The organism is Streptomyces sp. NPDC001732, from assembly GCF_053596315.1.
Genome location: NZ_JBSFFY010000117.1, coordinates 1 through 10,379 on the forward strand (window position 1 = coordinate 1; position 10,379 = coordinate 10,379).

Annotated in this window: 11 protein-coding genes and 4 pseudogenes; 4 read left to right on the forward strand and 11 right to left on the reverse strand. The window is 67.8% G+C overall.

What is annotated here, in order from left to right; translation table 11 throughout:
- Positions 1-140 (forward strand): annotated as a pseudogene (locus tag ACWCXX_RS39300) (IS6 family transposase); the annotation flags it as partial.
- A 771-nt stretch (positions 141-911) separates the two neighbouring features.
- Here ACWCXX_RS39300 and ACWCXX_RS39305 read toward each other — a convergent pair.
- The 6 genes from ACWCXX_RS39305 to ACWCXX_RS39330 form a co-directional block, all read right to left on the reverse strand.
- Positions 912-1,142: a hypothetical protein gene (locus ACWCXX_RS39305; protein WP_451135858.1), complete on the reverse strand. Its 231-nt coding sequence runs from the start codon at positions 1,140-1,142 to the stop codon at positions 912-914.
- 135 nt (positions 1,143-1,277) lie between these two features.
- On the reverse strand, positions 1,278-1,670 hold the full coding sequence (locus tag ACWCXX_RS39310) for a hypothetical protein (RefSeq protein ID WP_451135860.1): 393 nt from the start codon (positions 1,668-1,670) through the stop codon (positions 1,278-1,280).
- 422 nt (positions 1,671-2,092) lie between these two features.
- Positions 2,093-2,350: a hypothetical protein gene (locus ACWCXX_RS39315; RefSeq protein WP_451135862.1), complete on the reverse strand. Its 258-nt coding sequence runs from the start codon at positions 2,348-2,350 to the stop codon at positions 2,093-2,095.
- 107 nt (positions 2,351-2,457) lie between these two features.
- Positions 2,458-2,817 carry a hypothetical protein gene (locus ACWCXX_RS39320; protein ID WP_451135864.1) on the reverse strand — a complete coding sequence of 120 codons (360 nt, stop codon included), beginning with the start codon at positions 2,815-2,817 and terminating at the stop codon, positions 2,458-2,460.
- A 93-nt stretch (positions 2,818-2,910) separates the two neighbouring features.
- Complete coding sequence (locus ACWCXX_RS39325; RefSeq protein WP_451135866.1) at positions 2,911-3,309, reverse strand: hypothetical protein; 399 nt, start codon at positions 3,307-3,309, stop codon at positions 2,911-2,913.
- A complete protein-coding gene (locus ACWCXX_RS39330) occupies positions 3,306-3,710 on the reverse strand; it encodes a sigma-70 family RNA polymerase sigma factor (protein WP_451135868.1) in 405 nt (134 codons plus the stop codon). Before ACWCXX_RS39330 ends, ACWCXX_RS39325 begins: the two co-directional genes overlap by 4 nt.
- A gap of 83 nt (positions 3,711-3,793) precedes the next feature.
- Between ACWCXX_RS39330 and ACWCXX_RS39335 the strand changes: the two are divergent.
- Positions 3,794-4,503 (forward strand): annotated as a pseudogene (locus ACWCXX_RS39335) (IS6 family transposase).
- 41 nt (positions 4,504-4,544) lie between these two features.
- On the opposite strand, the gene ACWCXX_RS39340 reads toward ACWCXX_RS39335, so the two are convergent.
- The 3 genes from ACWCXX_RS39340 to ACWCXX_RS39350 all read right to left on the reverse strand — a co-directional run bounded on the left by ACWCXX_RS39340 (position 4,545) and on the right by ACWCXX_RS39350 (position 7,681).
- Entirely contained in the window at positions 4,545-4,934 is a 390-nt protein-coding gene (locus ACWCXX_RS39340) for a hypothetical protein (protein WP_451135870.1), read from the reverse strand.
- Positions 4,935-5,556: 622 nt separating this feature from the next.
- Positions 5,557-7,149, reverse strand: a complete 1,593-nt coding sequence (locus tag ACWCXX_RS39345) for a terminase large subunit domain-containing protein (RefSeq protein WP_451135872.1) — start codon at positions 7,147-7,149, stop codon at positions 5,557-5,559.
- On the reverse strand, positions 7,133-7,681 hold the full coding sequence (locus tag ACWCXX_RS39350) for a hypothetical protein (protein WP_451135874.1): 549 nt from the start codon (positions 7,679-7,681) through the stop codon (positions 7,133-7,135). The genes ACWCXX_RS39345 and ACWCXX_RS39350 overlap by 17 nt, the downstream gene beginning before the upstream one ends.
- A gap of 110 nt (positions 7,682-7,791) precedes the next feature.
- Between ACWCXX_RS39350 and ACWCXX_RS39355 the strand changes: the two genes are divergently transcribed.
- Positions 7,792-8,220: a hypothetical protein gene (locus ACWCXX_RS39355; protein WP_451135875.1), complete on the forward strand. Its 429-nt coding sequence runs from the start codon at positions 7,792-7,794 to the stop codon at positions 8,218-8,220.
- A gap of 79 nt (positions 8,221-8,299) precedes the next feature.
- On the opposite strand, the gene ACWCXX_RS39360 is transcribed toward ACWCXX_RS39355, so the two are convergent.
- Both ACWCXX_RS39360 and ACWCXX_RS39365 read right to left on the reverse strand, forming a co-directional pair.
- Positions 8,300-8,455, reverse strand: a complete 156-nt coding sequence (locus ACWCXX_RS39360; protein WP_451135877.1) for a hypothetical protein — start codon at positions 8,453-8,455, stop codon at positions 8,300-8,302.
- A 967-nt stretch (positions 8,456-9,422) separates the two neighbouring features.
- A pseudogene (locus tag ACWCXX_RS39365) lies at positions 9,423-9,701 on the reverse strand (dTDP-4-dehydrorhamnose reductase); the annotation flags it as partial.
- Positions 9,702-9,710: 9 nt separating this feature from the next.
- Here ACWCXX_RS39365 and ACWCXX_RS39370 point away from each other — a divergent pair.
- A pseudogene (locus ACWCXX_RS39370) lies at positions 9,711-10,160 on the forward strand (IS6 family transposase); the annotation flags it as partial.
- Between the last annotated feature and the right edge of the window lie 219 nt (positions 10,161-10,379).

Sequence of the window (10,379 nt, forward strand, 5' to 3'; positions counted from 1 at the left end):
TGGCCGCGTTCAGCGGCAGCTCACCCCACTTCCGCCCCCGCCGCCACCTGATGACCGCGCCCGAACACCGAGCCGAGATGACCGTCCGCTTCGCGATATGGGACCAGGTCACCGCCGCCGGCCGGCCCGCCGCGGCCTGAGCACGAAAGCCGGAACCCGGCACACCGTCAGGCACTCACACACTCAACAACGTGACAGCGCCAACCGGAAGCTACATGTGGGTTCCGGCCGAGGACCAAAACACCTGGACCGAGTACCGCAGCGAGCAGCCCCCGGCCGAGGAACCACAGCCGGAGACGAGCCAGGACCTGCATTTCTCCGGCAGGGACGCCGATGAACGTGCCGGTTCGGGGAGAAGACCTGGGTCCCCAGCGCGCCCCTGCCCCGCCGGGGCATCGCCAGCGTCGAACTCACGATGACAATCGACGAACCCGCCATTCCCCGGCAGCGCCTCCCCGAACCAAAAATCGAACACAAGCATCATTCAGGCATGGCTGAGACGACATTCCCCGATGATCTTTACGCTGCTCAGGTCCGTCTGCACCAGGCCACCGCGGGGCACGAGGCGCTCGGGCGTGCCCTGCCCTGGTCCGTGGAGCCGCACGATGGGTGGCCGGGGAAGGAGCATTCGCACACCGGTGAGGTCACGGGGGCCGACCGCTGTCGCCCGGCTGGACGGACGAGGAGAAGGCCGCCATCGACGGACTCCGCCAGGAGTGCCTGGCCCTGTCCGAAGCTGTCAGCACCCACCCGTACTGGGAGTCACCCACCAGCGGAGACCTGGTGAACCGGCGGATGGAACTGAAGTCGATCACGCGGCCGAAAGCCGTTCCCGCAGCTGACGGGGCCTGAACAACACGAGTCAACGGCTCCGCCGGTGGCCCTGAGAAGGCGCCGCTCGCTCGCTGCGGTCATGGTGCCAAGTAGCAGTGAGCGAGGCCGTCTCGCCAGGTGATGCAGTCATCGGTAATGACGATCGCCATCGGCGCGCACCGGCGCCGCAGGCGGCTGTCGGCGGGGGAGTCGTCGACGAGGACGAACGGGGCGTCGTCCCGTGCCCGTGGTGTGCCGGCCCACACCACGGGCACGGTCGCGGTGCCGCTGCGGGGCGTGGTGGAGGTGCTGGCCGGGACGGGCGGCATGGCACCCTCGCCGTGCCCCGGTTGCACTCCTGAATGGAGCGGAGCTGGATGGAGCGGCTCATCACGTCGCAGCCGGGGCCCGGCTCCCAGCTGGCGTACCCCGGAACCGGAACCCCGAAGGCCCGGGGCCTACGCCTACGGGAGGGAGATCAGAGTCGGGTTGCAGTCGTCCCGCGTAGTGCTGTCGGTCCCGTCCTGAGTACACACATTGACCTCGATGTTCCCGGAGGAGAAGGTTCCGATGTACACCATGGATCCGGAGCCGTTGTCGCTTCCGTTGGCGTCCTGGGCCCACCCCAGGAACGAAGCACCCCGCCATGCTTCCGCGATCACGCGTCGACCGTCCTTGGCCGTGTCGTCGACGTAGAGATATCCGGAGGTCTTGTCGTAGGAGGCGTGGCCCAAGTAGCTGGGGTTGGTGTAGCACCGGATGGTGGCAGCCTGCGCCGTTCCCTGAGAAACGAGCACAGCCGCCGCAGCCATCCCTGCCGCGATCGCCATCTGCCACGCCCTGAGACGGTGTTTCACTGGTTCCTCCTGAGTGGGTCTTCTGACGGTTTCCCATACCTTGCCAAGGAGGCGGACGCACTCGCGTACCGCTGCTGTGTTGACGCCGGGTCTTCTGTTCGCCTACGGATTCCGCCAGGCGCCCCCCACTTGACGGTCTCTAGGTTGGTGGAAGGCAGAGAGAAAGGGCAGCAGCGAAAGCTGTTCCGGACAGGGGAAGAGCTGTCCGGCCTGGTCAGTGCCCTGTCCGGGACAGCGTCCGGGACAGAGCTGCTGCAGCCCCCGGATCCACTGGGCACCGGTGGGCACAAGGCCGCGAGCAAAGGGCCGCGGCCAAGGCCCCGGACTGCGGCCACTGTTACGCACGCACCTCGGCTGGCTGCCCGGACAACCGCTACCAAGGCACTGCAGCCACGAGCTGACCCGTGTCGGCGGTTGCCCTGTCAGCTCTCCGTCCGTGCCCCTGCACCGTGGCCGTAGGTGCGAGGGGTGGGATCCGGTGTCGCGGGGCGGTGGCCGAGTACTCCGCGGGCGCGCAGGTCGGCAAGCGAGTCGAGGTCGGGGCGGTACAGGGTGCCCCCGTCCAGGTCTGCGTCGGCCGCCTGGACCCGGGGATGAACAGGGCCGGTGACGTCGGCGTTCGTCTCGGCGGGGGAGCGGTGTTCGGCGGGGCCGGGGCCCAGCCGGCGGCGGGTCGTCATGCTCCCCGATCGTACGGACGCCGAGACGGTCGCCGTCGCCCGGCTGGACGGACGAAGAAGACCGCCGTCGACGGGCGCCGTTGCCGCGCCGGGCTCCTGCTGGTTCGTCATCTGCCGCCTCGTACGGCGCCTTCCACTTCTTCGTCGGCCCGCTGGTGTCCGCCGGAGTCGTTTCTGCGCTTGATGCGGACCGTCCCGCCTCCTTGACGGCGGGGCTTGTCTTCCCGGCCGGGCGAGGACGGGGCCGCGACGAGGATTCCGACCTGCTCGGCGAAGTCGGGCCCGGGCAGGGGCAGGTCGACGTCCGGGTCGTCGTGGACGTACCCGACCGCGACGGCTGTGGGGAGGTACTGCATCAGGGCGTCGACGGCCTCGGAGCGTCGACGGCCGCTTCGGCGGATGAGCTGGCGGAACACCCGCAGCAGGGTCGGCGTGCTGGTGTCGGCGCTCCGTACCGTCTCCGGCACGGTCCAGGACCCCTGCAGCTCTGTCCGGACGGAGGCAGGCTTCGCCGGTGTGGAGGGATCCGGGTAGTTGTCCGTCTGCGTCTGCTCGTACCACTACGCCGCGGCGTCGGTCTCGCCGAGGGACAGGTGGTGCAGGTACAGGCAGTAGGACGCGGCCTTGTCTCCGGCTCCGGAGGCGTACTGCCACCACGACCGGGCCCCGTCCTCCGACTCGGCGAGCTGGAGGATGCAGCCCAGTACCCGGGCCCCGTCCGGATCGGGCAGTGGCTCGGTCACGAACCTGCTCAGTGCGGAGGCGGGGGTGCGCGCCACCAGTGCCTCGCACAGGGCCAGCAGGTCCTGCGCCCCCTCGCTCAGCGAGTTCGTGAAGCCGGCGCCGGACTCGTCGGCCGCGGGCCCGTCCGCTCCGGAGATCCTGCTGTACGGATCCTCCGGCCTGCTCGGATGGTCGGACAGCCGGGCCCGTGAGAGGAGCTCGTCGATAGCGGTCACAGTGCATTCCCTTCGGGGTCGCTTTCAGTGCCGAGAACGGTTTCCACCACATGCATGGCGTGCCGCTCATCGGATCGGACGGAGGCAATCGGAACGCCGAGGACGTCGGCCACCATGGAGGGAGGCATGCCGCGCAGGTGACGCAGGACCATCACGTCGAGCTGCTGGTCGGGCAGACGGCTCAGCACCTTGAACAACGCGCTGGACTCCTCGAGCTGGGCGAACTTCTCCTCGTCGGACACCGCCCGATCCAGCGCCACGGTGTCGAATACCGCCGTCCCCAGATCCGGGCGGCCATCGACGTGCGGAGCCCGCACCATCACGCTGCTCCGCAGCACCGACCACGCGAAGCGCACCACGTCCGTGCTGGACAGAGCCTCGTGCCAGCGCAGCTCCAGCACGTCGAAGGCGTCGTCGAGGCACTGTCACGTTGGCTGACCGGTTGGGATGATTTTCTGGTTGGTCGTGCTGGGAGGGGTGGTCCGTGGGCAGTACGTCGCCGTCGTACAGGGGGCACCGGTACCCGGTGGAGATCATTACGCACTGTGTGTGGCTGTACTTCCGCTTCCCGCTGTCGTTCCGCGAGGTCGAGGAGCTGATGCTCGAGCGCGGTGTGCTCGTCTCCCACGAGACCGTCCGCCGCTGGTGTGCGAAGTTCGGGCAGGCCTGCGCCAACGGCCTGCGCCGCCGGGCGACAAGGGGCACCTGGACGAGGTCTTCATCAGAATCAACGGAGAGCAGACGTACCTGTGGCGGGCCGTCGACGCCGACGGCAACGTGCTCGACATCCTGGTACAGAACCGGCGGGACACCGCTGCGGCCAGGCGGTTCTTCCGCACACCGCTCAAGACGACCCGCACGGTGCCCAGGGTGGTCGTCACCGACAAGCTCCGCTCCTACGGCGCGGCCCACCGCGAGGTGATGCCCTCCGTCGAGCACCGTGCCCACAAGGGCCTGAACAACCGGGCCGAGAACAGCCACCAGCCCACCCGCCAGCGCGAACGCGCCATGAAAGGCTTCCGCTCCGTCGGCAGAGCCCAGCAGTTCCTGGCCGCGTTCAGCGGCATCCCACCCCACTTCCGACCCCGCCGCCACCTGATGACCGCCCCCGAATACCGCACCGAGATGACCACCCGCTTCGCCATCCGGGACCAGGCCACCGCCGCCGCCGCCGGCCAGCCTGCCGCGGCCTGAGCACGGAGCCGGAACCCGGCCCCACCACACCCGACACACCGTCAGAGGCACACGCAGCCAACAACGTGACAATGCCCGGCCGCGGTCTCGTTCTCGCCGTCGGTCTGTTCGGCGCCGGGAACGGTGAGGTGCTGCTCGCGGCCCATGACGTGCGCGACGAGCGTGTCGATGAACATCGACGGGTTGCCGAACTCGCGGCGCTCGCGGGCGGAGGGGCCGTCGCGGAGCTCGGCAAGTTCGCCAGCCTGGTTGTTGTCGTAGGCGGCGAGGAGCTTGTACGCAGCGAGGCGGCGCTCGTCGGCGGCCGGCACCCAGGAGGCGTGGGCCTCGGGGAAAGCCCTGCGGTTGGGCATGCCGAGCGACGGGTCGGAGTAGACGGGCTTGTAGTTCAGCCACGACCAGGCGTCGATGACCAGGCTCTTGAGGCCCACGGGGCACGCCTCCGTATCAGGCCCCGCGCCATGTGATCAGCGTACGGGCGGCCTGAACGAACGCTGCCCCGGATGTGCCGGGCAGGCGCTGCCGTACCACGTGCGCTTGATTCTGAAACCTTTTGAAGCAGTCGTTTGTTCGGCGATGTGGCTGAACTTTTCTTTTTTCATGGCCGCTTGGCAGAGCTGGCCGCCTAGAGTCTGTGCCGTGGCGTTGCCGTTCCTCGATCCTCCCTTCCGGGCCTAGGCCGGAAGGGAGTCACCCTTCGGGCACCCGAAGAACAGAGGAATCATGATCGGTAACGGCGAACAGCCGGACTGGGACCGTTGGGCCTTCTACGTCGCGCTGATTGAGGTGGCTCTCAATCTGACGTTCTGGCTCAACAGCTAGCCCGGCTTTCGCACCACATTGGCGGGGTCGCGTCCTTCGGGACCGGCCCCGCTTCCCTTGGTCCACCTCAGCGCACTGCGTAGTGCGGTCGGTGAGCCAGCGCCCAATGTAGTCGCGGAACCGCAGCATTGGGATCGTGATATCAAAAAGTCCACCCGGGTGGCATTACGGATCCGGGAATCACTCTTGATCAAATACGGATCCGGCAATGCCGGACAGCAGTGCTGATGGTCATCGCCTACCAGACAAGCGCTGGTCGGCATACGGGGAGCTACCCACGGACGCGACGGCCGGGTTGGCGAGCTCGGTGAGCCCGTGCACAGCGGCGTCCATCCGGTCCGGGCTGTCCATGCCTGGGATCCAGGTGACGAGCTGCCCCTCAAGCCGGGGGAACTCTCCGACGTGGTGGACCATGCCTTGGACGTAGAGCTGGGCAATCGGCTCGGCGCGAAGCCGCTTCCCCTGCTTCGCGTGCACCTCAATGATTGAGGGCATCAGCATGCCCTTCGTCTCGCCTGCAGTCTCGAGGTCCTTCCAGGCCTGACGGATGATCTGCTTGGCCATGTCGCCGCCAAAGTTCGACTCAACGACGATGGCCTCGGCGGACAGTTCGATGGCGAGGCGGTAGGCGGCGTGGCCCCAGGTGTCGGCGCCCATGCGGCCGGACCGGTCGGCGAGGACATACATCTGCCTGGCAGCGTCGCGCCCGCCGGCCCAGAGCCCGGTTTCATCGTTGACGTCGTCGAATCCGCCTGCGGTGTCGACCGCGACGACGATGCGCGTGAGGTCGACGCCGCGGAACTGCATGGGGGTGAGCCGGTTGTCGGTGATCCATGGCCACTTCCATACGCCGCCCTCGAGCGGGCGGGGCTTTTGCTGGTAGAGGGACCACCAGACGCGTTCGCCGACGGCACGGCGGATCTTCTCGAGGGCTTTGCGCCCGTACCGGATGGGCCAGAGGGGGGTGCCGACGGGGCGGCCGAGGGCGTCGTCTTCGCTGTCGACGATGGCAGGCAGGTCGAGGATGGTCCAGTCGGTGGCGTCGTCTCCGGCGAGGATTCGTCCGGCGAGGTCCTGTTCGTGCCAGCGGGTCTGGATTACCAGGATGCTGCCGCCAGGCTCGATGTGGGTGTTCAGGACGGAGGCCCACCAGTCCCACAAGCGGCGTCGCATGGTGGGCGATTCAGCGTCGGCGGCGTCCTTGATCGGGTCGTCGACTATGGCGAGGTGTGCACCCTTGCCGGTCAGGCCTCCTCCGACTCCGGCGGTAACCAGTCCTCCATCGAGACGGTTGCCATGTTCATCGGCGAGGTCGAACCGGTTGGCGGCCTTGGAGCCGGCGTGGAGGTAGAGGCCGATCTGGTCGCCGTAGCCGTTGATGGCGTCGCGGATCCACCGACCATGGTCGTCCGCAGGATCGGCGGAGTACGAGGCGATCATCACCCGGTGGTCAGGGTGGCGGGACAGGTACCAGAGGGGCGCCCCCCGGGCGGCACGGCGGCTCTTTCCATGGCGCGGGGGCATGGTGGTGAGGACTTTGCGGGGGATACCGCAGGCGATGTCGCGGAAGACCTGGTCGATGAGGTCCAGGTGACGGGCCTGCCGCTCCTTGCCGTCGGTGAGAATCGCGGACATGGCCCCTGGGGACCGCTTCAGGGCCATGTCGCGTTCGACGCCGGCGAGGACGAGGCGGAGCTCGGGGCTGGCGGAGTGCGCGATCCGGCGCCGCTGGGCCCGGTTGAGGCTGCGATAGGCGTTGACGACGTCCAGGAGTTCCTCGGCCTCGGCGGCAGGGCTGGTGCCGAGGTCAGGTGTTGTCGTCATCCAGGTCGCCGCTGTCGAAATCGGTGTCCTCGAGGTCTTCGTCGTCGGGGGTGTCGGGGTCCCCGGCAGTGCGGATGAGGTTGCGAAGTTCATCGCTGGTAACGGAGGTCAGGCGGACCGGGAATCCGCCAGGGCCGGACCCCTCGGCCTTGACGGGCATGTCGAGGCCGTTGAGCTTGGCACGGCGGTCCATGAGCTTGAGGACGGTGTCGACGGCCTTGAGGTCGATCTCGCGTGCTACCTCGATGCCCTCGCGGTCGAAGATGGGGCTGGGAGTGGTGGCCTTGCGCCAGACGGCTTCGAGGAGGGAGTCGAGCTCGTTCTCCTGCTGCCGGTACACGCTGACCTCGGCCGCTTCAGCGTCGCGGCGGGCCTGGAGGGCTCGGATGACATCCTTGCTGGCGGCGCCGGGGGTGCTGTAGCCGAGGTCGAGGATGCGCGGGTCGTCGTACTTGACGCCCTGAATGCGCAGGCGCAGCAGTTTTATGCGACGTTCGGCAGTTTCGGCTTGCTGGGCTTTGGAGGCTGGCATGGCGGTCGGGGCTCCCGCTGTGTCGTTGTCAGGCCCCGCGCCTACCTTGATGATCCCTGATGCGGGGGTTTTCCTTCCCCCCGCCCGGTACGGGTGGCATCCTGCGCCGCATGAGGCGTATACGCGGGTTGGGGATAGCGGTTGTCGTGGTGCTGGTGTTCGGGGCCGCAGGGTGTGGTTTCAGCGGCGGGGGCGGTGAGGCCAGCGGGGAGTCAACCGTGTCGGCGAAGCCGTCGGTGATGGGTGTTCAGGAGGCGTTGGCCGCGTACTCGACGGCTGCGGCTCCCGGGTGCGAGACCGCGGATGAGTGCCAGGATCTGACTGCGGCGAAGCTGGTCGCGGCGATGGATGTGCGGGAGGCGATGAAGGCTGAGGACCCGGTGAAGTTCGGGGAGCCGATCGGGTTCGTGGACCTGGCGGAGAAGCGGGCCGAGCACTACGGGATGGACAACCTGGGGGCGAATGGGAACTCGTTCGCGGTGTCGCAGCCGCTCCAGAGGATGGTCGCCTGGTTCCGGGAGCATCCGGAGGCTTCGTGATGAAGGGCCCAGGTCGCGGTGCCGTGGCAGATGGGCGGGGTGAGACCGGCGTCAAAGCGCTGGCCTCACCCCGTTCGGGTCAGTAGCGGGCGATGAGCCAGGCGATGACCAGGCCTGTGGCGAAGTCACCGAGCCGGTACGCCACGCCGCACATGAAACTTGTGTGGACGCTCTGTCCATGGCTGACCAGCCATTTCCGCAGGTGGCGGGCAACTGGTCCACGCTTTCTGTCCACACCGAAACTGGGCTCAAGGGGTGGTTTCGCGTTACGCTGCATTCGGAGTCCTTCCGTCTTGCTGATGCTTGGACGCCGCGCAAGGAGCCCTCTCGACCCATGGCCTAGGAAACCGCGTCGAGGAAGCGGGGCTCCTTTTGCGTTGGTGCGAAGTGTAGTTGGGCGGTGCGTCAGACCGATGACCCCACAAAGGGACTTGACGACACCATGGGGAAATTCCAGACATTCTAGTACAGCGTTGGCTGAAATCTCTGGCACTGTGCATCGCCAGATCTTTCGAGATCTTTCGAGTCTTTGCGAGGCCCACGGGCTCCGGCGGTGACTTCCCTCACATTCCCTCGTCGCTCTCATGAAGGGCGTGTCGTGGCATGCGTCGGCCCCACCAACGGGGGGTGCTGGTGGGGCCGGGGTTGAGCCGCTGTGCGGCTGGGGGGTGCCGCACGGCGGGCTCGGATGTGGTGGTGTGCGGCACGGCCCGTTATGCGTCGTCCGGGCGCGGGGACACCGTGAGACTCGGCAGTCCGGGCCGTGCAGTACCAGCGTGACGTACGGACTCGGATTTGTCCGGGCTGGTATCCCTCGGTGCATTCGCCGACCTGATTCTCGAATCGGTGCGCTCGGCGCCAAGGAACTGGCTGACGGGGCTGCAAAAGGTTCCGCCAGTCCCCGCTGTGCTGAGGTTTGGTCGCTTCAGTCGCTGCACGGAGTGAGCGGGTTGAGCGATGGCGAGCCGCCCGCCGGGAAGGCGGGCGGCCACCCTTGTCCCGTCTCATTTCAGTTGGCAGCGGGTGGGGCTGTGACCTGCAGGGCTGCCAGGTGGTGTGGGAACTGGCCCGGACGGTGTTCTCAGCCGAGCTGGCTCTTGCGGAACCAGGGCACACGCTCCGGAGCCGTCCTGCCTCATCGCGGTCCGCGTGGTCTCATCGGAGTCCGAGCGTGGGCGATCGCGTCGCTTCGGAAGTGGAGGTCACGTCCCCCGGGCGAGGAACTGGCGGGCGCCGCGGAGCCTGGTCCGGAGCCGTTCCTGGGTGGCACGGCTGTCGAGCCGGACATCGAGTGCTCCGGGAAGTGCGCTGTCGGCCCGCAGGCCGGTAGGGAGCCGGGAGGCGTCGAGCCCGTCACGCCGGGCGATGAGGGTGCCGAGTTCGTGGCGGCTCACGGGGTCGGTTCCTGCCAGGTGGTGAACGCCGGACCGGTCGCTGGACGCGAGTTCCAGGAGGGCGCCGGCCAGGTCGGCGACATCAACGGCGAGCGGCAGTACCTGTGGCGGGCCGTCGACCAGTACGGGAACGTGCTGGACGTCCTGGTTCAGTCCCGCCGGGACGCGAAGGCCGCCAAGCGGTTCCTGGCCAAGCTGATGAAGAAGCAGCGCCGCGTGCCCCGGGTACTGGTCACCGACAAGCTGAAGAGCTACCCGGTCGCCCACCGCGCGCTGATGAGCTCGGTCGAGCACCGCGCCCACAAGGGGCTGAACAACCGGGCCGAGAACTCCCACCAGCCCACCCGCCAGCGCGAACGCGCCATGAAGGGCTTCCGCTCGCCTGGATCCGCGCAACGGTTCCTGTCCGCGTTCAGCGGCATCAGCCCCCACTTCCGCGTCTGCCGCCACCTCCGGACAGCCGCCGAACGCCGATTCGAGATGACCCTCCGCTTCACCATCTGGGACCACGTCACCGGCGGCATCAGCCTGCCCGCCGCGGCCTGAACCAGGCATCAAGACCGCACCCCGGAACACCCCGGCATCCCGGCACAGCGGCAGATGATCAAGCACCCGTTAAATTGACAACATCTCGAAGGTTGAGCGAGCAAACGGAGCAGGTGACGGCCAGGGGCCTTCACCCCTGATCTTGGACACCCGGGATAGTGGATCTTGAGGATCTGAGAGATGGACGTGTCGTGGTCATGGAGCACTGTCCGCCGGAGT

What these genes read in the sequence shown, in the direction of transcription:
- ACWCXX_RS39305 (WP_451135858.1), bottom strand. Translation starts at nt 1,142, where the DNA reads ATGCCGCCCGTCCCGGCCAGCACCTCCACCACGCCCCGCAGCGGCACC.
- ACWCXX_RS39315 (WP_451135862.1), bottom strand. Translation starts at nt 2,350, where the DNA reads ATGACGACCCGCCGCCGGCTGGGCCCCGGCCCCGCCGAACACCGCTCC.
- ACWCXX_RS39345 (WP_451135872.1), bottom strand. Translation starts at nt 7,149, where the DNA reads ATGACGACAACACCTGACCTCGGCACCAGCCCTGCCGCCGAGGCCGAG.
- ACWCXX_RS39350 (WP_451135874.1), bottom strand. Translation starts at nt 7,681, where the DNA reads ATGCCAGCCTCCAAAGCCCAGCAAGCCGAAACTGCCGAACGTCGCATA.
- ACWCXX_RS39355 (WP_451135875.1), top strand. Translation starts at nt 7,792, where the DNA reads ATGAGGCGTATACGCGGGTTGGGGATAGCGGTTGTCGTGGTGCTGGTG.